Source organism: Marinobacterium stanieri (assembly GCF_900155945.1).
GTDB classification, from domain to species: domain Bacteria; phylum Pseudomonadota; class Gammaproteobacteria; order Pseudomonadales; family Balneatricaceae; genus Marinobacterium; species Marinobacterium stanieri.
The window spans coordinates 256,368-277,417 of sequence record NZ_FTMN01000006.1 but is presented as its reverse complement, the minus strand read 5'-3'; the positions used below and the strand labels follow the sequence as shown (position 1 = coordinate 277,417).

The 21,050-nt window shown below is 58.0% G+C and carries 14 protein-coding genes and 5 tRNA genes; 5 read left to right on the top strand and 14 right to left on the bottom strand.

Translation table 11 applies throughout. The annotated features are described in order from the left end of the window. Positions 1-15 precede the first annotated feature (15 nt). Positions 16-1,359 carry a phosphatase PAP2 family protein gene (locus BW956_RS14710; RefSeq protein ID WP_076463573.1) on the bottom strand — a complete coding sequence of 448 codons (1,344 nt, stop codon included), beginning with the start codon at positions 1,357-1,359 and terminating at the stop codon, positions 16-18. A 112-nt stretch (positions 1,360-1,471) separates the two neighbouring features. On the opposite strand from BW956_RS14710, the gene serB reads away from it, so the two are divergent. Further along, complete coding sequence (gene serB, locus BW956_RS14705) at positions 1,472-2,695, top strand: phosphoserine phosphatase SerB (protein ID WP_076463570.1); 1,224 nt, start codon at positions 1,472-1,474, stop codon at positions 2,693-2,695. 24 nt (positions 2,696-2,719) lie between these two features. On the opposite strand, the gene BW956_RS14700 is transcribed toward serB, so the two are convergent. The 6 genes from BW956_RS14700 to BW956_RS14675 all read right to left on the bottom strand — a co-directional run bounded on the left by BW956_RS14700 (position 2,720) and on the right by BW956_RS14675 (position 6,448). After that, entirely contained in the window at positions 2,720-4,870 is a 2,151-nt protein-coding gene (locus BW956_RS14700; RefSeq protein WP_076463567.1) for a bifunctional diguanylate cyclase/phosphodiesterase, read from the bottom strand. Between the two features lie 81 nt (positions 4,871-4,951). Beyond that, positions 4,952-5,026, bottom strand: a tRNA-Gln gene (locus BW956_RS14695). A gap of 11 nt (positions 5,027-5,037) precedes the next feature. Continuing rightward, positions 5,038-5,114: transfer RNA gene (locus tag BW956_RS14690), tRNA-Met, on the bottom strand. A gap of 9 nt (positions 5,115-5,123) precedes the next feature. Beyond that, positions 5,124-5,198 (bottom strand) — tRNA-Gln (locus BW956_RS14685). Between the two features lie 11 nt (positions 5,199-5,209). Further along, a tRNA-Met gene (locus BW956_RS14680) sits at positions 5,210-5,286 on the bottom strand. A 166-nt stretch (positions 5,287-5,452) separates the two neighbouring features. After that, the gene (locus tag BW956_RS14675; RefSeq protein ID WP_076463565.1) at positions 5,453-6,448 is read right to left on the bottom strand and encodes a helix-turn-helix transcriptional regulator; all 996 of its coding nucleotides are present in this window, start codon (positions 6,446-6,448) and stop codon (positions 5,453-5,455) included. Between the two features lie 157 nt (positions 6,449-6,605). On the opposite strand from BW956_RS14675, the gene BW956_RS14670 reads away from it, so the two are divergent. The 3 genes from BW956_RS14670 (at position 6,606) to BW956_RS14595 (ending at position 13,584) form a co-directional block, all read left to right on the top strand. Then, positions 6,606-7,562 carry a helix-turn-helix domain-containing protein gene (locus tag BW956_RS14670; protein ID WP_175612022.1) on the top strand — a complete coding sequence of 319 codons (957 nt, stop codon included), beginning with the start codon at positions 6,606-6,608 and terminating at the stop codon, positions 7,560-7,562. A gap of 120 nt (positions 7,563-7,682) precedes the next feature. Then, positions 7,683-12,878: an autotransporter-associated beta strand repeat-containing protein gene (locus tag BW956_RS22295; protein ID WP_139327200.1), complete on the top strand. Its 5,196-nt coding sequence runs from the start codon at positions 7,683-7,685 to the stop codon at positions 12,876-12,878. Next, the gene (locus BW956_RS14595; protein ID WP_175612021.1) at positions 12,841-13,584 is read left to right on the top strand and encodes an autotransporter outer membrane beta-barrel domain-containing protein; all 744 of its coding nucleotides are present in this window, start codon (positions 12,841-12,843) and stop codon (positions 13,582-13,584) included. Before BW956_RS22295 ends, BW956_RS14595 begins: the two co-directional genes overlap by 38 nt. A gap of 84 nt (positions 13,585-13,668) precedes the next feature. On the opposite strand, the gene ychF is transcribed toward BW956_RS14595, so the two are convergent. The 7 genes from ychF to BW956_RS14560 all read right to left on the bottom strand — a co-directional run bounded on the left by ychF (position 13,669) and on the right by BW956_RS14560 (position 19,587). Then, positions 13,669-14,760: a redox-regulated ATPase YchF gene (gene ychF / locus BW956_RS14590; protein WP_076463556.1), complete on the bottom strand. Its 1,092-nt coding sequence runs from the start codon at positions 14,758-14,760 to the stop codon at positions 13,669-13,671. A gap of 21 nt (positions 14,761-14,781) precedes the next feature. Next, on the bottom strand, positions 14,782-15,369 hold the full coding sequence (gene pth / locus BW956_RS14585) for an aminoacyl-tRNA hydrolase (protein WP_076463553.1): 588 nt from the start codon (positions 15,367-15,369) through the stop codon (positions 14,782-14,784). Positions 15,370-15,390: 21 nt separating this feature from the next. After that, the gene (locus tag BW956_RS14580) at positions 15,391-15,981 is read right to left on the bottom strand and encodes a 50S ribosomal protein L25/general stress protein Ctc (protein WP_076463550.1); all 591 of its coding nucleotides are present in this window, start codon (positions 15,979-15,981) and stop codon (positions 15,391-15,393) included. A 121-nt stretch (positions 15,982-16,102) separates the two neighbouring features. Next, the gene (locus BW956_RS14575) at positions 16,103-17,044 is read right to left on the bottom strand and encodes a ribose-phosphate pyrophosphokinase (RefSeq protein WP_139327199.1); all 942 of its coding nucleotides are present in this window, start codon (positions 17,042-17,044) and stop codon (positions 16,103-16,105) included. Between the two features lie 63 nt (positions 17,045-17,107). Next, a tRNA-Gln gene (locus BW956_RS14570) sits at positions 17,108-17,182 on the bottom strand. A 111-nt stretch (positions 17,183-17,293) separates the two neighbouring features. Beyond that, complete coding sequence (gene lolB / locus BW956_RS14565; RefSeq protein ID WP_076463544.1) at positions 17,294-17,863, bottom strand: lipoprotein insertase outer membrane protein LolB; 570 nt, start codon at positions 17,861-17,863, stop codon at positions 17,294-17,296. After that, positions 17,860-19,587 (bottom strand): tetratricopeptide repeat protein, encoded by a 1,728-nt coding sequence (locus tag BW956_RS14560; protein ID WP_076463541.1) that lies wholly within the window; start codon positions 19,585-19,587, stop codon positions 17,860-17,862. The genes lolB and BW956_RS14560 overlap by 4 nt, the downstream gene beginning before the upstream one ends. Before the next feature lie 192 nt (positions 19,588-19,779). On the opposite strand from BW956_RS14560, the gene hemA reads away from it, so the two are divergent. Further along, the gene (gene hemA, locus BW956_RS14555; protein ID WP_010322671.1) at positions 19,780-21,048 is read left to right on the top strand and encodes a glutamyl-tRNA reductase; all 1,269 of its coding nucleotides are present in this window, start codon (positions 19,780-19,782) and stop codon (positions 21,046-21,048) included. The last annotated feature ends 2 nt before the right edge of the window (positions 21,049-21,050 follow it).

Here is a 21,050-nt window from a genome sequence, read left to right as displayed (position 1 = left end):
AGCCTGCCTGCCGGATTAACCGATCCGGTAGGCCAGGGCGGCTGGTCCCAGCTGCCAGGCGACATACCCCAGTGTGAGTATCAACAGCGCGCCCAGCCAGCCTGGCGGCGCCAGTGTTTTGGCTGGATAGCGGTACAACCAGATCCGGTACACCGCCGCTACCGCCAAACCCTCCGCAATGCCCGCCACTACATCCAGTGGCCAATGCACCCCCAGTAAACAGCGAGACAGCCCGATCAACAGAATCAGTGGTGCTGCCACCAGATAACTGTTGTGCCGCTGTGCATGAGGGCGGTTGTGGGCCCACCAGGTGCAGGTCAAACCTATCCAGGCTGCTGCTGCAGAGGCGTGCCCGCTGGGGAAGCTGAAGGTGGTCAGAGCTGCCTGTTCGGGTCGGTCAATCGCAAACAGGTGCTTCAGCAGGACATTCAATGCAATGACGGTGAGAGTGCCCAAAATCACGCCCCAGGCCTGTGTCTGACGGAGCCAGAGTGCACCAAAGAGGCTGGTGGCCAGTGCCAGTATCAGTGCCAGCTCCAGATCGCCCAGCAGGGTGACGGCAAGAACCGTTTTGGGCAGCAGCGCACCCAGCGCACTCAATGTTGGCAATAGCGTCTGGTTCAGGTTCTCGCCTGAAGGGCTTAGGGTCAGGGCCGTGCTCAGTAGCAACAGGCCGGCGGTGCTGATCAGCATGACCAAAGGGGAGGGTGGCCAGGGGCCCGGCAGTAACTGGCCTAGCCGCTGTGACAGTACGGAATCAGGGTGCAGGCGGTGATGTAGCTGTTGCCACGCCAGCAGCACAAACACGAGACCAGCCACCAGCCAGAGCAGAGGCTCAAGTGCAGGTGGCATGGCTTGCAGACCGCGGCCGGTAAAGTAGCCGGGCAGCAGGTATGCCGGTGCCCAGCCCAAAGCCGATAGCAGGTTGTACAGCATGAAGCGGGGTGTGGGCATCTGGCAGCTGCCGGCAGCAAAGGGAATCACCGGTCTGAGCGGGCCGATGAAGCGCCCCAGCAAAATACTGAGACCACCCCAGCGGGCAAAAAACCGTTCCCCCTGCTCCAGCCATGCCGGATGGCGCTTCACCAGACTCAGGTTGCGGATGCGATCAGTGCTGTGTTTGCCAAGCCAGAAACTGACACCATCACCCAGCAGAGCGCCTGCCAGTGCCATTGCCAGGCAAGCGCCAAGATCCAGGCCACTGGAGCCTGCGGCAAAGGCCAGTGCGAACAGCAAGGCGACGCCGGGCAAGACCAGGCCAACAAAAGCCAGAGACTCGGCGGCGGCAACCCCAAGAATCAGGCTGAGCACGGCCCAGGCGGGTAGATTGGGCAGGGTAATAAGTGTTTCTTCAGGCACGGGTAAAATCCATTTCCGGTTGGGCTCAGGCATACGGGCCAGCGGCCTGTCTGATATAATTACAGTCTAGTGCTGGTGATGCCAGCGGTGCTTTATCAAACGGAAGGGTTCGATGAACGAAATCATCCTGCTGACAGTCTCCGGCGATGACCGTCCCGGTGTGACATCGGCAATCACCGGAATTCTTGCTCGCTACAACATCAATGTTCTCGATATCGGCCAGGCGGTTATCCACAACACCCTGTCGCTCGGTGTGCTGATTCAGGTGCCTGAAGAGCTGGAATCTTCGCCTTTGCTGCGGGATCTGCTGTTCAAGGCGCATGAAATGAAAATGCAGGCGCGCTTTGAGCCGGTCGAAAGTGAAGCCTATGAGCAATGGGTATCGGGTCAGGGCAAATCCCGCCATATCATCACACTGCTGTCTCGTCAGATCAGTGCCGAGCATATTGCCCGTGTAACCACCATTGCGGCTGACCATGGCCTCAATATCGACAATATCAGCCGTTTGTCCGGTCGTATCTCCCTGCAGCAGGAAGCCTGTAACAAGACGCGTGCCTGTGTTGAGTTCTCGGTGCGTGGCCTGCCGGCCGATGCGGCAGCCTTGCGTGAAGAGTTCCTGAAGGCGGCCAGCGATCTGGGTGTGGATATCGCCTTCCAGAAGGATGATATCTATCGTCGTAACCGCCGTCTGGTGGTGTTTGATATGGACTCGACGCTGATCGAGGCCGAGGTCATCGACGAGCTGGCCAAGGAAGCCGGCGTGGGCGATCAGGTGATTGAAATTACCGAGTCTGCCATGCGTGGCGAGATCGATTTTGACGAAAGCTTCCGTCGCCGTGTGGCACTGCTGAAAGGGCTGGACGCTTCGGTACTGGAGCAGATCGCCGAGCGCCTGCCGCTGACCGAAGGCGTGGCTGAATTGGTGTCTCACCTGAAGGCGATGGGCTTCAAAACCGCCATCCTGTCCGGCGGTTTCACCTACTTTGGCCGCTATCTGCAGGACAAGCTGGGCTTCGACTATGTTCACGCCAATGAGCTGGATATCAAGGATGGCAAGGTGACCGGTGAAGTCACCGGCCAGATCGTCAATGGCGAGCGCAAGGCTCAGCTATTGCGTGAAATTGCCGAGCGTGAAGGTGTGCGTCTGGAGCAGACCATTGCCGTGGGCGATGGTGCCAATGACCTGCCGATGCTGTCCATTGCCGGCCTGGGTATTGCCTTCCGTGCCAAGCCGCTGGTGCGTCAGAGTGCCAAGCAGGCGATCAGCACGCTGGGGCTGGATGGCATTCTGTACCTGATCGGCTTCCGCGATCGCGACAGCGAGACGCTGGTCTAGTCCTTCCTGTCAAAGCCGGCCAGGTCAGTTATCCTGGTCGGCCTCTCCAAAGAAGTCATAATCCATATTCTCCCGCGGTGGCTGCAGATAGTGTCCCTGAATCAGGTGGATACCGGCACCGTAGAGCTGTGGAATCACCTGGGTATTTTCCACCTGCGGCGCAATCAGTGTCCGTTTCTGATGCAGCAGAGGTTCCACCAGGGTGCCAAGCGTTTCCATATCCAGGCTGTCACTCTGCAGGTCGCGCATGTAGGAGCCATCCAGCTTGACGAAGTTGGTGCGCAGCTCCTGGCGGACATGGTTGGAATTGGGTGAGCTGCCGAAGTGCTTCAGGCAGGTTCTGCAGTTGAGCTGCAACATGGCGCCCACAAAGCGCCGAGCCGACATCAGATCGACTGCCGCATCACTTTCACTGAGCTGGAAGATCAGCTGGGATGGACTGATGGACGTCTCTGTCAGTTTCAGTGCCAGCCATTCCGGCAGCTTGTTGCAGCGAATCGACGGACCTGACAGGTTGATGAAGAGGGAGACGTTCTGCGCCTTGCATTCCGGTGATTGCAGGGCCTTGAGGGCATGCTCGATCACCCAGCGGTCCAGTTCCCGCAGAATCTCCGGCTCGATGGTTTGAATGATGAATGCATTGGGCGATATCGCCTTGTTGCTGTCGCTGACCAGGCGCAGCAGTACCTCGTAATAGGCGGAAGGGCTCGCCGTGCGAAGCGGGACGACAGGCTGATACAACAGGCGGAAGCGGTCACGCTTGAGGGCATTGGCCAGACGCTTGTTCATGCGCCCATCCAGTTGCGTCAACTGGCTTTGTTCGGGGTTGTAAAGCTGTACGCCATTGCCCGGTCGGTTACCCTGGTGCAGGCTGGCAGCCGCTTTGCGAGCGTGATCAAGCAGCACCACCGGGTCGGGCGTACTGTCATTGATCATGGCAATGCCCACAGACACAGTGGTGTGGATGGATACCTGGTCAACGTCGCAAATATGATTACGAATCGCGTGGCAAAGCCCCTGACCCAGGCTGATCGCCTTGTCAGGGTCTGCGTTGTGCATCAGGATCATGAAGCTGTCATCATCCAGGTGGCCCAGCAGGTGGGCCGGGCTGACTTTCTGCTTCAATATGTGGGCAATGGCACGCAGGATCAGTGCTTCGCCATCGGCACCTACCTCGGCACGAATGATTTTCAGGTGATCCAGTCGCAACAGCAGCAGGCTGCGATCCTGGCCGCCGCGCAAGGCTCGTAGACATGCGGCCTCAAGGGCTTGCATACAGGCATGCTCATTCTGCAGGCCCGTCATCGGGTCGAGGCTGCGGAAGGCTTCTTCTTCGCACTCGGGCTCACTGATTTCCACCGCCTGACAAATCTTCCCTTCATACTCCACGGGCGACAGGCTCAGCATGCCTTCAAAGTGGGTCTGGTCAGGGCGGGTAAATGTGATCGTCTGAGGTTTGCTGCCATCGCCTCCGTTTGCTGCCTGGCGCAGGCACTGGGTCAGGCGGTCCTGCTGATTGCTGACGACAAATGCATGTAGCTGCCGATTGTTCAGGTGAGTATCGTCGATATAGCCGAGCAGGTGCGCAAAACTGTCGTTGCTGAACAGGATACGGCCTTCATACAGGTAGCAGATGGCGCTGTTCGAGTGCTTGACCAGGTATTGATTGCGTTCGCGCAGGTGCTTGAGCTCAGCATGCGTTGCTCGCAGCTCACGACGTTGTAACAGCTGTAGATACTGGCGCTCGATTTCATGCAGGATCCAGTGATGATCCGGTTCGGGTACGACAGCGGCAACCCCGAGTTTATGCAGCTCACTGGGTGCAATCACCTGGGCTTCAGGGGCCAGTACAATGACCGGCAGGTCGCGTTCCTGGAGCTTGATCCAGTCTAACGCTTGTTCCGGGCTCAGAGCGGGCCTGTAATCGCTTTTCCAGGTGAAAACCAATATATCCCATGCGCGTCTCTCAAATGCCTGTTGCAGGGCTTCCAGGTTCTCTATGGCCAGGCCGCGGGGTGCGAAATCCGCGTTGCGCAAGTTGGTCAGCAGAAGCTCCATGGCTGCGCCGTCACATTGTGCAAACAGGATGTTGATATTGCGGCTACCCGTATCGCTGTCCCGATAGGTGGTATGTTTTGAAAGTGCGGATAGGATCTGATCGGTTGAGCTGGTCATGCACACTCCGGGGGCTGTCAAAACGCATGTTCGTTTATCTTAGCCTAAACCTGGAACGAAGGAGAATATGCAAGGAGGAGATGGCAGGGGTAGCAGGATTCGAACCTGCGCATGCTGGAATCAGAATCCAGTGCCTTACCGCTTGGCGATACCCCTGCAATGTAGAATGGTGGCAATAGCGGGACTCGAACCTGCGACCCTCGCATTATGAATGCGATGCTCTAACCAACTGAGCTATATTGCCACACATAAGTGGCTGGGGTAGCAGGATTCGAACCTGCGCATGACGGGATCAAAACCCGTTGCCTTACCGCTTGGCGATACCCCAGCATTTGAAAGTGGTGGCAATGGCGGGACTCGAACCTGCGACCCTCGCATTATGAATGCGATGCTCTAACCAACTGAGCTACATTGCCAACTGCTTTCAAGGCCGCGAATTATTCCCTGTTTTTGAAATGCTGTCAACACCCTGAAAGCAAAGAAGTTTAAAAAAATTGAAGCAGGGTTCTTCAGGCGTGCTGGACGCTGGAATATGGCCGAATCAGTGAGACGAATCTGGCGGGATTCTGGAGGAAAAAAGACCTATTCAGCGGGCGTATCGATTGTTCTTAGCCGGAGCGTATGGCCCGGTGTTTCGCCAAAATATTCACGGTATGCCTTGGAAAAATTGCTCACATGGCTGTAGCCCACCGCGTTCGCCACCATTTTTACCGGAACACCGTCGTCTTCAATCAACTTGCGAGCATGTTCCAGCCGTTCCCGTCGCCAAAACTCGCGTGGGGAGCATTGTGCCGATACCTGAAACAACTGGTTCAGCTGGCGTCGGGTAATGCCAAAACGCTGGCATATGTCATCAGCCTTGAGGGGGGCGTCCAGGTTGTTGCGGATGTAGGACGTCAGGCTATCGAATATATGCTCGCCCCAGAGAGAGGCTCTGCCTTCAACGTCTGTATCGCTTGCCAGTATTGTCCGCGCCATCTCCGCCAGAATAGACATGGACACGCCTTCCAGCGCGATTTCCTGCAGTGGATCAGACGAACAGGTACTGGGTGCAAACACATTGGCCAACAGGCCGCGTAAACGGGTGTTGACCGTCACTTCACGGCTGACGACACCGGATTCGGGAAACGAGGAAAAACAGGCAAGGGCCCCGGGCAGCTGGTGTCCAAGCTGCTTGTGAAGACCGGAAATTTTACCGGCTACACCTATGTGTCGAAGTGTTTGACCGCCTTTCAGGTGAAAACGGGTGCCATTGTCTCTGACGCGATACATGATGCCGGATTGCGGCGTGATACGGTGCTGTATGCCATCCGGGGTTTCCAGCAGCATTTCGCCGCTTAGCAGAAGTACGCTGCAGAGCAGGTTGGGCAGCTCGGTATCAGCCGCATTAGTATCGATGACACAGTCACGCTGTACCCGGAACTCGGAGCGATAAAGCCTCAATATATTATTGAAATCAAAGCGTTGGAGTCTGCCCATGCCGCTGCCATCCGGCAGTGGAAAATCCTGGGCTTCAAAATCCCAGAGGGTCCGGTTATCGCTGTTCAGGTGTTCAAAATCATCGTTTTTGTTATTCATGGCGGGCCAAAGGCTGAGTCAGTTGGGGGCTAAACCACACAGTCTCTTTTACGCTACCAGAAGTTATCGAGTGTTCAAAACGCATAAAAATGCGCGAAAATCATAAAACAGAATACTTGAAGTGCATATCATTCAAATGCATCTTTAACCGATGCACATGGATTGGAAGCAAACACATTTCTCATTGAGCGATGCCTCGTTGCAGGCGGCTGCTCAGCCCTGGCTTGACCTGGAAATGCACCAGTTAAGCGGAGGGCCCTACCAGGGTGAGTGTTCAACATTGACCCTGGATGGCATGCACCTGGTGCATGAGCATCAGAATCAGGCCGTCCACAAAAGCGGCGTCACCCAGGGTAACCTCTGTGCAATTTCCATTGCGAAAACCGTCAGTCCGGGAATGCGCTTTTCACAGTTTTTAAACCCGATGGATTCCTGGCTCTATTATCTGCCCAGGGATGTGGAGCTTGATATCCGGGTAATGCCGGAAAGCGAAACCTTCTACCTGTGCCTGGATCAGGACTGGTTGCTGGAAAGCACACGGACACTTAACCAGTATGAAGGGGCACAGCAGCCGACTGGCCCTCAGGCGTTCCATAGTCAACACACCGCCAGGCTTATGGCCGATTTCAACGCACTCATTCACCGCAGCAACCCGGCAAGGCTGATGCCGTCAGACAACTGCGCCCGGCTGCTGCGAGATAGTGTCGTCATCGCACTCAGCCAGGCTACTGCGATTGATACCGGTGTCTGCCGCAGCGTCCGTGCCGGCTGGCGAGCCCAGCGGCTGGTCTCGACCGCCCGAGACTACATGGGTGCCTGCCTGCAAACAGGGCAGGTGCCTACCATCACCGATATCTGTGTGACGACTGGCGTATCGGAGCGCACGCTGCAATATGCCTTTCGCAGTGCCATGCAGCTCTCGCCCGTCGCCTACCTGCGTACCCTGAGACTCAACCGGGTACGTACCGATCTTCTGCTCGCTCTGCCAGCTCACACAACCGTGACCCAGATCGCCATGCGCTGGGGCTTTGTCCACCTGGGTGAGTTTTCCCAAGAGTACAAACGCCTGTTCGGGGAACGGCCGTCGGAAACCCTCGCACAACGCCCGGATTAAGCCTGAGGGATAACCTCGCTTTGCGGAATTCCGATAGTTGGCCAACACCTGTTTGACGATAATCAAACATTAAAACTCGAGCCAGCCATTGGGCCATCAAGCGTTTACAGGGAGGTTGTCATGAATCACGCCTATCGCGTCGTCTGGAACGAAGCACTCAACGTCTGGATGGCGGTTGCCGAGATCAGCCGCCGTAAGGGCAAAACCAAAGTCTCTGTCCTGCTCAGCGGTCTGCTGCTGGGTGCTTCGCCTGTGGAGGCGGTGGACGAAACCTTTACCGCGTCTTCCGGGAACTGGTCGGTTGGTGGCAACTGGGTGGGCGGTTCAGTGCCGGTTTCTGCGCCTGACCTGCAGTTGAATTTTGACAATTCCGCAGACGGGTCTTTCGAGACGACCCACGATCTTGGTGTTCTGAAGCTGAACAAGCTGAGTTTTATCTCGCCGCACTTGGGTTCCTCATCAATCTTCATCCATGCTGGTGACCCTGACACCGACAGGCTGATTTTTGACGGTGCAGACGCGGAAATCACGCAGTCTGCGCCTGATGGCGCTTCTTTTGCTACAAGGGTTTACACCAAACTGGAACTCCTTACTACTGTTAGAGTTACGACCGATAATCCCTCATCGACCGAGAAAGTGATGCTGTTTGGCGGTCTGTCCGGGAGCGGTGGCCTGACTGTTGGCAACGGCGTTAGCTTGCTTCTCTCGAAAGAAAGTGCAGGGCTCTATAGCGGCGATACTATAGTGGAGCTTGGAGGGCATTTGGTTAACAGTTCTTTAGTCCCCAACTCCCTCAGTACCGCTTCCCGTCACATTATTGATGGCACTCTCCGGATGGCTGGTTCCGGTGCCATCGGTAGCCTTGAGGGCAGTGGCCGAGTAGCGATGGGCTCGGGTGAAAGCCTGGCAGTAGGTGCCCTGGATACTGATACGATTTTTTCCGGGGTGATTGAAGAGATCACTCTAGACTCTCTCGCGAGTCTCATTAAAACCGGCAACGGCACCCTAACCCTGACCGGCGCCAACACCTACACCGGCGAGACCCGTATCTCCAACGGCACCCTGTCAGTACAGGATGGCGGCAGCCTCAGCCATGATGGGGCGTCGCTGTACGTGGGTGATACGGCCAGCCAGACCGGCACCCTGGAGATCGGGGCGGGCAGTTCGGTGACCAGTGAACGGTCGTCTATTGGCACCAGCGGTACCGGGGTGGTTCGTGTCGGTGGCAGCGGCGCACGATGGAAAGTGACAGAGCACCTCTATATGGGAAACTTAAGTGAGGGTAACCTTGAGGTCCTCGATGGTGGTGAAGTGGATGTTACCGGCATCCTGAGGGTGGGGGGTATGGCAACTGGCCATGCAACCGTGGATGGCCTCGGGTCGAAGCTTAATGCGTCTGAACTGACCTTGGGCTTTAATAGCAGCGGAATTCTGACCCTTGCGAACGGAGGTACGGTTTCAGTTGATGGAGGTCTTGGAAGAGTTTTTTTGGGGCATAATCGTGGTAGCCATGGCACCCTGAACTTTGGCGCCTACGACCTTGCTGCTCCGACCACTGCGGGCGTGCTCGACGCTGACCGTCTCGAAGTCTACCACTCCGGGACTGGTGCGGCGGGCACCATAAACTTCAATCAGACCGACACCCTCACCCTGGCGGCCGATATTCTTGAGGGCTTCTCAAAGGGAACGATTAGCGTCAACCAGCGTGGCACCGGCACCACCATCCTGACCGGCACGAACAGCTACTCGGGAGACACCAGGGTCTCTGGCGGCACCCTGCAGGGCAACACCTCCAGCCTGCCGGGGGATATCATCAATGACGCCCGGGTGGTGTTCGACCAGGGCAGCGCCGGCACCTACGCCGGCACCATGACCGGCGGCGGCACTCTGGATAAGCTGGGGGCGGGCGTTCTGGCGTTCACCGGCAACAACACCTATACCGGCGATACCACGGTCTCTGCCGGGACCCTGCAGATCGGTAATGGCGGTACCTCCGGCTCCATTGCCGGCAACGTGAACAACAACGGCTCACTGGTGTTCAACCGCGCCGATGACTCAACCTTCGCTGGCGCTATCAGCGGCAGCGGCTCCTTATCCAAGCAGGGCACCGGCACCCTGACCCTCACCGGCACCAACACCTACACCGGCGAAACCCGTATCGCCAACGGCACTCTGTCAGTGCAGGAGGGCGGCAGCATCAGCCATGGCGGGGCGCGGCTGTACGTGGGCGATACCGCCAGCCAGACCGGCACCCTGGAGATCGGGGCGGGCAGTTCGGTGACCAGTCACCGGTCTCATGTTGGCGCCGGCGGTACCGGGGTGGTTCGTGTCGGTGGTAGCGGTGCGCAGTGGCAGCTGACAGAGCGTCTCTACGTTGGTCACAGTAGCGAGGGTACCCTTGAAGTCCACGATGGAGGACAAATGGATCTACCCGGCGCACTGATCATGGGGGACTTCGTTGGCGTCAATGGTCGGGTAGCCGTGGAGGGCGCCGGGTCGAACCTCAAGGCAGGGCAACTGATTCTAGGATTTAACGGAAGCGGTACACTGACCCTGGCGAATGGAAGTACGGCTTCAGTCCAAGGGGGCAGCGGAGATGTTTATCTCGGAGTATATGACAGTGGTAATGGCACCCTGAATTTTGGTGCCTACGACCTTGCTGCTGCAACCACTGCGGGAGTGCTCGAAGCTGGCAGTCTCGAAATCGGCTCTGGAAGCGAGGGTACGGGTACCATCAATTTCAACCAGATCGATACCCTGACACTGGCGGCCGATTTTACGGAACGCCATGGCAGGGGCAATATCAACCAGCGTGGCGCCGGCACCACCATCCTCACGGGGGCCAATTCCTATTCCGGTGACACCACCATCTCCGATGGCACCCTGCTGGTCAATGGCTCCATTGCTGATTCAACGGTGATTGTCAGTGGTGGCCTGCTTGGCGGCGGCGGGGCGGTTGAGGGTGTCACGCTCAATGGCGGTACTCTGGCGCCGGGCAACTCCATCGGCATACTCAGCACCGGTGATGTGACCGCCAACACTGGCTCCACCTTGCAATTCGAGGTGGATAGTACCGGGGCTTCGGACACTCTGGCGGTGACCGGTGGCGTTACCCTGAACGATGGTGTAGTTATCGACGTCATCGCTCTGGATGCGCTAGACAGCCTGCCAATCCATAGTCAGCACATCCTGATCGCCAATGATAGTGCAGATGCCATTGGTGGCACCTTTACTCCGAGTGCCGGCAGCCTCGGCGGTGACGGTGAACTGTTTTCTGTTATTTCTAAGACAGGCGGGGATGGCAACGACCTGACGGCTGACAGCTACCGCACCGGCCTGACCCTTGCTGATGGTGCAACCTTCAGTGATCACCTCGCCTTCCCGGATCACTTCCCCGGTTTTACGTTTACCGTTGAGGGCACAGACGGTGCGACCTTTAGCGGCCTTCTGGGAGAAAGCTCTACGCCGGTATCCCTGAACAAAGAGGGGGCCGGTACCCTGGTTGTTACCGGCGCCAACACCTACACCGGCGGCACCACCATATCCAATGGCACCCTGGCTGTGCGCGATGGCGGCAGCCTCAGCTATGATGGGGCGTCGCTGTACGTGGGCGATACGGCCAGCCAGACCGGCACCCTGGAGATCGGGGCGGGCAGTTCGGTAACCAGTCACCAGTCTTCTATTGGCACCGGTGGTGGTACCGGGGTGGCTCGCGTCGAAGGCAGTGGTGCGCATTGGGAAGTCGACTCCCTCATCACCGGGGTTAGTAGTGATGGAACTCTGGAGCTTCGCGATAGCAGTGTAGTGGATGTCACCAACACCCTGGTCGTGGGGCGTGGAAACGGTGTCACTGGCCAGGTAACCGTGGATGGTGCCGGGTCGGCGCTTAATGCGTGGCACCTGACACTGGGCAATTCGGGACACGGCTCCATGACTCTGGCGAATGGAGGTACCACGTCAGTCCGTGGGGGCAGCGGGCAATTGTTTCTAGCAACTGACTCCGCCGGCAATGCCACCCTGAATTTTGGCGCCTACGACCTGATGAATCCTACCACCACAGGAACCCGGGAGACCGGCACCATTGAGGCTAAGGACGGCCCAAGTACCATTAATTTCAACCAGACCGACACCCTGACACTGGCGGCTGACATTCTTACATTTGGCGGCTCCGTCAGCGTCAACCAGCGCGGTACCGGTACTACCATTCTTACTGGCAGCAATACCTACAGGGACGACACCAGGGTCTCTGACGGCACACTGCTGGTCAATGGTTCGCTGGAGGACTCCCATATTATTGTCACCGGCGGTGAGCTTGGGGGGAGTGGTTCTCTGGGTAACGTCACCGTCAACAGCGGTACCATCACTCCAGGCAACTCCATCGGTACGCTTACGGTGGGCGGTGACTGGACCCTGGGGGCTGGGGCTGCCTACGAGGTGGAACTGATCGGTGGCGGCACCACCGCCGGTAGCCATAACGACCTGGTGGATGTGGCCGGCAGTGTGACCATTGAGGGCGGTGCCCTGTTCCATGTGACGCCGGAGAATGGAACGGATACAGGGCGCACAGGCTATTCCGATGGTGCCATCTATACCCTGGTTGAGTCCGGTAGTGGTTTGACCGTCAACGGTCAGCAGACGATTACCGACGACTATGCTTACCTGGATTTCCGCACTGACCATGATAGCGACAACTATTACCTGATCAGTGATCTACGGGTCATCACACCGCCACCAGAACCTGAGCCGGAACCCGAACCGGAACCCGAACCGGAACCCGAACCTGAGCCAGAACCTGAGCCAGAACCTGAGCCAGAACCTGAGCCAGAACCTGAGCCAGAACCTGAGCCGGAACCTGAGCCGGAACCTGAGCCGGAACCGGAGCCGGAACCGGAGCCGGAACCGGAGCCAGAACCGGAGCCAGAACCGGAGCCCGAGCCCGAGCCCGAGCCCGAGCCCGAGCCTATTCAGAGCTTCTGTCTCGATGGCATGTCCGGCAACCAGTGTCGCACCGGTGATAGTGCCTTCAAGCTGGCGGAAGGGCACCCAGTCTATGATCAGGTTCTGAATATGAGCGAAGCCCAGGCGAAGGCAGCGCTGAATGCGTTGTCGGGTGAGCTGCATGCCAGCACCCGTGCCCAACTGGCTACCCAGAGCGATGGTATCCGTTTGGCGGCACTGGAACGGCTGCAGTCCACACCAGAGCAAGCGGGCACCGGGCTCTGGTTCGATATGCTCTACAGCGATAGTGAGCAAGAGGGGGGGTACCGGCATAGCCCGTTTGGAGAGCCAGAGCCGTGGCCTCCTGCTGGGCGTTGATGGACAGCTGGAAAATGGCTGGCGCCTTGGTGTACTGGGCGGTTACCAGGACAGCGATATGGACCTTGACGCCCGGGCCTCCTCTGCCGAGGTGGATAGCCTGCACCTGGGAGTGTATGCATCCAAACGCTGGGACAACTGGCACTTGAGCCTGGGTGGTACCTTCGGTCAGCATCAGCTGGAGACGCAACGTCAGGCGCTGGGACAAACCTTGGCAGCCGACTACCACGCCCAGAGCTGGCAGGCTTTTGCCGAAACCGGCTATCGCTTCGAGTCCAGCACCGGCTGGGTGCAACCCTTTGTGGGGGTATCCTGGCAGAAGCAGCGCAATGACGCCTTCAAGGAGTCCGGCGGCTCGGCTGCTCTGGCGGTGGAGCGCACGGAATCGAGTACCGGCTTTGGTAGCGTCGGTGTGCGCGGTGGTGCGGAGTTGGGCGCAGATCCTTTGCCGGTTCGTGTGCAGGGCTCTATCAGTTGGCGCCATGCCTTTGATGATGTCGATACGGTCAGTGAGCACCGCTTCCTGGGAGGTGACAGTCGTTTCAGTGTTAAAGGAACGCCGATTGCCGAAAACACCGTCGTAATGGATGCGGGGCTTGTCGTACCGGTATCAGAGAATACCGATATCAGTTTCGGCTACCGGGGCGAGCATTCAGACGAGAGTGAGGTACAGGAGGGGTATATTCAGATGAGTGTGCGCTTCTAGTCCAGAAGCCTGGTCATGGCAGGCGAAAGCGAGATTGCCTGCCATGACGGGGCCTGGCACCGGAGTCGGTGTCAGGCGTCGTGCTTATACGTTGAAGCGGAAGTGGACTACATCACCGTCTTTGACGATGTATTCCTTGCCTTCCAGGCGCCAGCGACCGGCATCCTTGGCACCCTGTTCACCCTTGTGCTCGATGAAGTCATCGTAGCTGATCACTTCGGCACGGATGAAGCCTTTCTCGAAGTCAGTGTGGATAACACCAGCCGCCTGAGGCGCGGTAGCGCCGATGCGGACGGTCCAGGCGCGTACTTCCTTAACACCGGCGGTGAAGTAGGTCTGCAGGCCCAGCAGGCTGTAACCGGCACGAATCACGCGGTCCAGGCCCGGCTCTTCCATACCCATATCCTGCAGGAATTCGATTTTTTCATCGTCTTCCAGCTCGGAAATCTCGGATTCCAGCTTGTTGCAGATCGCCACGACTTCAGCGTTTTCGGTCGCCGCCAGTTCCTTCACCTGATCCAAGTACGGGTTGTCTTCAAAGCCGTCTTCAGAGACGTTGGCGATGTACATGGTCGGCTTGGTGGTCAGCAGGTGCAGGGTCGGCACCAGTTTCAGCTCGGCTTCATCCAGCGCCAGAGAGCGGACCGGCTGGCCTTCTTCCAGATGCGGAATCAGTTTTTCCAGCAGCGCCTTGGTGGCGATGGCTTCCTTGTCGCCACCCTTGGCGGTGCGCTGCACGCGCTGCAGCTGCTTCTCGCAGGACTCAAGGTCTGCCAGTGCCAGCTCCAGGTTGATGGTTTCGATATCTTCCAGCGGGTGGATGCGGTTGGCCACGTGGATAACATTGTCATCCTCGAAGCAGCGAACCACGTGGGCGATGGCATCGGTTTCACGGATGTTGGCCAGGAACTTGTTACCCAGGCCTTCACCCTTGGATGCACCAGCGACCAGGCCTGCGATATCGACAAACTCCATGGTCGTCGGGATCACCTTCTCGGGCTTGACGATCTCTGACAGCGCATTGAGGCGCGGGTCCGGCATGGGAACAATACCGGCGTTCGGCTCAATGGTGCAGAAAGGGAAGTTCTCGGCGTCGATGCCCGCTTTGGTCAGGGCATTGAAGAGCGTAGATTTGCCGACGTTGGGCAGGCCGACAATACCGCATTTGAAACCCATGCTTAGATCCTGTAGTTGAAGTTAGCCGTTGAAGCTGTGCAACTGATTCATCGCCTTGGCCCAGTCACCATGAATGGCGAGGGGCAGGTATCTCAGTGCTTCATCAATCGCCGCTTGCGTTTTGTCACGTTCGGACACCGGGGCCTTGCTCAGGACAAAGCCAGAGACCTGAGCGGCACTGCCAGGATGGCCGATACCAACACGCAAGCGGTAAAAATTCTTGTCGTTCCCCAGTTTACTGATGATATCGCGCAAGCCGTTATGGCCGCCGTGACCGCCGCCCTGTTTAATGCGCGCTGTTCCCGGTGGAATATCCAGCTCATCATGCACGACCAGTATGTCACTGGTGGGAATCTTGTAGAAATTGGCAAGTGCTGCCACGGCCTGGCCACTGCGATTCATGAACGTTGTCGGGATCAGCAGATGGACGGGGCGGTGGTCGATCAAGACCTTGCCGTAGAGGCCGAAGAATTTCTTCTCCGGTTGCAGGGGGGAGTGCTGGTGGGCAGCAAGCTGCTCCACCAGCTCGGCGCCGGCATTGTGACGGGTTTTGCTGTATTCGTTCCCGGGGTTGCCGAGACCGACGATCAGTTGAATCCGGTCGTTCATGCCAGTGCCTGTCGCCTAAGCTTACTTGCCGGCTTTGGCGCCACGCGGAGCGTAGCAGTAGCCAACACTCTGGTCGTGGTCTTCGCCGCGACGCAGGGCAACGATCTCAACACCTTCCGGCAGAGTGATGTCGGACAAGTGAGCAATCTGACCCAGTTCGATCTTGGACAGATCAACTTCCAGAACTTCCGGCAGATCTTTCGGCAGGCACAGGATTTCAACAGTAGAAGCTTCCTGAGCGAACTTGGCAGCAGCCTTGGCGGCAGCAGATTTTTCGAAGTTCACGAATGCCAGCGGCACCTGCAGTTTGATCTTCTGGTTGTCATCGATGCGCTGGAAGTCAGCGTGCAGAACAACCGGCTTGGACGGGTGACGCTGCAGGTCCTTGATGATGACCTTCTCTTCTTTACCTTCCAGGTTCAGAGTCAGGATAGAAGAGTAGAAGCCGTCTTCCAGCAGCATGCGGTACAGTTCACGTGCGATAACGGAAACTGCTTTCGGCTCGGAAGAACCGTAGATGATGCCCGGAACCAGACCTTCACGACGCAGGCGGCGGCTCGCACCCTTCCCCTGATCGTTACGGTCAACAGCGTTTACAGTAAAAATTGCCATGTTTAATACACCTTATATATTTAAACCGCATGCCTCCGCGACCAGATGCATGCGGTATGTGGTGGCTCCAGAGGAGCCGGACAGTTACACGGGGTTGAGCCCGTGGGTCAGCGCCTGTTCCTTATCGGAACATGGCACTAATGGATTCTTCGTTGCAGACGCGGCGTACCGCTTCTGCCAACAGCGGTGACAAGGACAGCTGACGGATCTTGTCACACTTCTGCGCCTGCTCGGACAGCGGAATGGTGTCAGATACAACCATTTCGTCCAGTTCAGAGGCGATGATGTTATTGATGGCCGGGCCGGACAGTACCGGGTGGGTCACGTAGGACACGACGCGCGCAGCGCCCTTGTCTTTCAGTGCCTTGGCAGCCTTGCACAGGGTACCTGCGGTGTCACACATGTCGTCGACCAGGATGCAGGTACGACCGGTAACGTCACCGATCAGGTTCATCACCTGAGCTTCGTTGGCGCGCTCACGACGTTTGTCGATGATGGCCAGGTCGCAGTCCAGCTGCTTGGCAACGGCACGGGCACGGACAACGCCGCCCACATCCGGGGATACTACGATGACGTCGTCATACTGCTGGTCGATGATGTCATCCAGCAGGATCGGTGAGCCGTATACGTTATCAACCGGGATGTCGAAGAAGCCCTGGATCTGGTCAGCGTGCAGGTCGACGGTCAAAACACGGTCGATGCCTACGCTGGAGATCATGCTGGCCACAACCTTGGCACTGATGGGTACACGGGCAGAACGCGGACGGCGGTCCTGACGAGCGTAACCAAAGTAGGGGATAACCGCGGTGATACGGGTAGCTGAAGCGCGACGCATGGCGTCAGCGAAAACGATCAGCTCCATCAGGTTATCGTTGGTCGGGGCGCAGGTGGACTGGATGATGAAAACGTCTTTACCGCGAACGTTTTCCTGAATCTCTACACTGACTTCGCCATCGCTGAAACGGCCTACATGTGCTTTGCCCATTGGGATATCGAGGCGTTCGACAACTTTCTGAGCCAGCTCCGGGTTTGCATTGCCGGTGAAGACCATCATTTTAGACACGGCGATTACCTTCTCGATTGCGTCGGAATTTGATGAAGAAGAGAGGAAGTCAGTCATGGTAATTGGCTGGGGTAGCAGGATTCGAACCTGCGCATGCTGGAATCAGAATCCAGTGCCTTACCGCTTGGCGATACCCCAGTCGTCTCCTGTGGTGCGAACCACGCTAAGAAGGCGCATATTCTCTACAAACCATTGGTAGAAATCAACCCCTGCGTCGCGAAATTCTGTCGGTTGTAAATCGGGACTACTTCAAGTCTCCCAGCGACTGAGGATTACGGTAAGGCGCAGATCCTCATGTTGCAAGCGTAGCTTCTCAGGCAGTGTCTGTCCTGCTTGAGTGGAAAAACGCATATATTCTACGCGCCAGCCGGCCTGAGTGAAACCGATAGCAGGGTCTGCAAGAGGCGTAGAGGGGAACTTGGGGTCGGCAAGGCCGCGAATCCAGAAACGGGCCTGGGACAGGGGCAGGTGCCAGCCCAGCAGTTTCTGCATCAGCGCTTCGGGGCTGCTGGCGCGATAGACCTGGTCATCACCGGACTGGCGCAGGCTGACGCCCGTATTGTCGCCTTCGATGCGCAGACCGCCCTGGCCCAGAGGGCCGGTGAGGGCAATGCGGTATTCGTCCTGCTGCTGCCACCAGTCCAGGTTGGCACTGTGGCTTTCACTGGCCATGCGGATACCGATCCGGCCTTCGGCCTGCCAGCTGTGTAATTGTGCAGCACTGGCCGGGTTGAACCCCTGCGGCGGAGCCGGTTGCCGAGCGAACTGGCTGCAGCCGGCCAGTGCAAGGCTAAGTGTCAGGGCAAGCAGGCGCTTCATGGTTGTTCATCCAGAGCGTCGACAGCCTCCTGCAGGTGAAGGTTGTCAGGTGTTTGTTCCAGACCTTCCTGCAGCATTTTCCGGGCGGTCTCTTGCTCGCCCAGTGCCCAGAGTACCTGTACCAGATGGCTGCGCACCTCCGGGTCCGGGTAGGTGTCGAAAGCACGCTGGAGAAAGTTCAGTGCTTCGCGGTTGCGTCCCAGTTTGTGCAGTACCCAGCCCATGGAGTCGAGAATGGCGGGGTCGGAGGGTTCCTGTTCCAGTGCCAGGCTGATCAATTGATGCGCACGTTCGATCTGATCGGGGGCATACAGCGTCAGGGTATAACCCAGGGCGTTCTGGATCATGGCGCTGTCCGGCTCCAGTGAATGGGCCTTGCGCAGATCGGCCAGCATGGATTCGCTCTGATCAGGTGTGGCAATCATGGCACGGGTGTAAAGGAGGTTGGCACTGGGCGGCAGGTTATTGATGGCGTCGGTCAGAATTTCCCGTGCGGTATCGATCAGGTCCTGACGCTGCAGCCACTCTGCATAAAGGATGGTCAGCGTTTCGCGGCGCTGCGGATGCCGGGCCACGTGATCTTCCACCAGCAGTTCAACCTCGGCTACCTGGTGTGGCTGGTCATAGAGTGACAGGGCACGGCTGAACGCCTGTACGGCGTTGGGGCCGTCTTCAACCAGCAGGAAGTGGTCCAGAGCCTGTTGGCGATGGCCCTGTTCCTGGGCAATGACGCCCAGATAAAAGTGCGGCTGCAAATTGTCAGGCTGTTTTTCCAGCAACTGCTGCAACAGCCTCTGGCTGTATTCGGGGAGGTCATTCTCCAGCAGCAGTAGCGCGAAATAGTACTCCAGCTGAGGGTCTACCCCTTCCTGCTCCACGACCTGTTGAATTGCAGTCCAGGCTTCTTCTGTTTGACCGGAGAGTAGCAGTAGCTGGGCTTGTACAGCTGCCAGTCGGGAATGGTTGGGGTTGTCCTGCATCGCCTTTTGCACCAGTGCCAGCCCTTTTTCAGGTTGATCCTGGCGGCGATAGAGTTCCGCTCGCTGCAGTACCAGTTCGGCCTGGGTCGGCTCTACCTGTAAACCCTGGTCGAGCAAAACCGCTGCCGCGTCCGGTTGTTGCAGGCGTTGCAGCAGGAGGACGCGGGTGAGCAGGTAATCCAGGCGTTCAGGGTCATCGCCGCTGATGCGGGTGAGCAGCTGGTAATACTGGCCGGCCACTTCCGGCGACATCTGGTCGGCTTGAGTCGTGATCAGGGTCAGTGCTTCATCGCCACCCTGTTGCAGCACTTTTTCCAGCAAGGGAGCGGCTTCTTCAAAGCGGCCTTCGTGCAGCAGGATATTGGCCTGAATGTGCAGAGGCTCCAGTGCATCAGGCGCATAGCGGCTCCAGAGGGTGCTGGCTGCCAGCACCCGTTTGGGGTCACGCAGGAATTGAGCGATGCGTGTGGCGCGTTCGGCAACGGCTGCGTCCTGGGTGGCCTCGGCCTGGCGCAGATAGGCCTCCAGCGCCTCGTCGAAGCGGCCCTGTTTGCCCGCCAGTTCAGCGCTGAGCAGGTCATACAGGCTGTCGGCATTGAGCTCTCCGGGTACCTGGGGCGATACCTCGAACGGCCGAGTAGAGACCGACTCCGGGGCCTGGGTAAGGCTTTGTTGGGCACATCCGGATGCCAGCAACAGGGCTGTAACGCTGATCAGCTTGGGAAGAGTCCTCAGTATATACACGGTTCCATTCCTGCCGAGGGGGTAAGCCCCACTATAGAGTAGAGGGCCGGAGCTTGTCATGGGGCTGACGAGCCCAGGCTGAACAAAGGTCTATTGATCAGTGTACGGTAAGGAAGCGCAGATGGGTTAATCCCGAGGCGGCAAAGGTGTATCATGTCGCGCTTGTCTGTAACGGGGTGACGCGAACCTTATATGGCTCTGCTGGCGTTAGGTATCAATCACAAGACGGCCTCTGTCGAGGTCCGGGAACGGGTGGCGTTTGCGCCGGAGGCGTTGGGCGAGGCACTGCAAGAAGCCAAGTGCCGGGCCGATCTCTCCGAAGTGGCGATTCTGTCGACGTGTAACCGTACCGAGCTCTACTGTTCAACGGAGCTTGAGGGTACGCGCGCGCTGCTGGAGTGGCTGGGCCAGTACCATGGTCTGGACGTGGACGAGCTGCAGAACTGTTCCTATGCCTATTGGGACGAGGAAGCCGTGCGCCACATGATGCGTGTCGCCAGTGGCCTGGACTCGCTGGTATTGGGTGAGCCGCAGATTCTGGGGCAGCTCAAGTCCGCCTATTCCGTGGCACAGGAAGAAGGATTGGCCAGTGTTGAACTGGGTCGTCTGTTCCGCACCACCTTTAATGTGGCCAAGCAGGTCCGCAGCCAGACAGCCATTGGTCAGAACCCCGTTTCCGTAGCCTACGCCGCCGTTAGCCTGGCCCAGCATATCTTTGCCGATATCAGCAGCAGCCGTGCGTTGTTGATCGGTGCCGGTGAAACCGTGGAGCTGGTTGCCCGCCATCTCAAACGGGCAGGTGTACAGAACATCACCGTTGCCAACCGTACCCTGGCACGTGCACTGGCCGTGGCCGAAGAGTTTGATGGCCGTGCCATCGAACTGAGCCAGATCCCTGATGAGCTGCCCAATACCGATATTCTGATCGCATCCACCGCCAGCCAACTGCCGATTCTGGGCAAGGGTGCGGTGGAAGCGGCGCTGAAAAAGCGCAAGCATCGCCCCATCTTTATGGTCGATATTGCCGTTCCGCGCGATATCGAACCTCAGGTGGGCGAGCTGGATGATGTCTACCTCTATACCGTGGATGACCTGCGTGAGGTGATCGAGGAAAACCAGCGCGAGCGCCAGAGCGCCGCACTGGAAGCGGAAGGCATCATCGAAACCGGTGCCCATGAATACATGCGTCAGCTGCGTGAGCTGGATGCGGTAGGAACACTCCGACTGTTGCGTGAACAGGCCATTGCCGTGGCGCAGCAGGAGCTGGAGAAGTCCCGCAAACAACTCAGGAACGGCAAGGACGCAGAAGAGGTGCTGCAACGTCTGGCCCACGGCCTGACCAACAAGCTGCTGCACCAACCTACCGTACAATTGCGCAAGGCGTCGTCCGACGGCCGCTCCGATCTGCTGCAGCTGGTGCAGGAACTGTATCAGCTGGACGGACCTGACAACCGCGACTGATC

Excerpts from the sequence above, each read along its gene's own strand:
- serB (WP_076463570.1), top strand. The coding sequence starts at position 1,472 with ATGAACGAAATCATCCTGCTGACAGTCTCCGGCGATGACCGTCCCGGT.
- BW956_RS14700 (WP_076463567.1), bottom strand. The coding sequence starts at position 4,870 with ATGACCAGCTCAACCGATCAGATCCTATCCGCACTTTCAAAACATACC.
- BW956_RS14675 (WP_076463565.1), bottom strand. The coding sequence starts at position 6,448 with ATGAATAACAAAAACGATGATTTTGAACACCTGAACAGCGATAACCGG.
- BW956_RS14670 (WP_175612022.1), top strand. The coding sequence starts at position 6,606 with ATGGATTGGAAGCAAACACATTTCTCATTGAGCGATGCCTCGTTGCAG.
- BW956_RS22295 (WP_139327200.1), top strand. The coding sequence starts at position 7,683 with ATGAATCACGCCTATCGCGTCGTCTGGAACGAAGCACTCAACGTCTGG.
- ychF (WP_076463556.1), bottom strand. The coding sequence starts at position 14,760 with ATGGGTTTCAAATGCGGTATTGTCGGCCTGCCCAACGTCGGCAAATCT.
- pth (WP_076463553.1), bottom strand. The coding sequence starts at position 15,369 with ATGAACGACCGGATTCAACTGATCGTCGGTCTCGGCAACCCCGGGAAC.
- BW956_RS14580 (WP_076463550.1), bottom strand. The coding sequence starts at position 15,981 with ATGGCAATTTTTACTGTAAACGCTGTTGACCGTAACGATCAGGGGAAG.
- lolB (WP_076463544.1), bottom strand. The coding sequence starts at position 17,863 with ATGAAGCGCCTGCTTGCCCTGACACTTAGCCTTGCACTGGCCGGCTGC.
- hemA (WP_010322671.1), top strand. The coding sequence starts at position 19,780 with ATGGCTCTGCTGGCGTTAGGTATCAATCACAAGACGGCCTCTGTCGAG.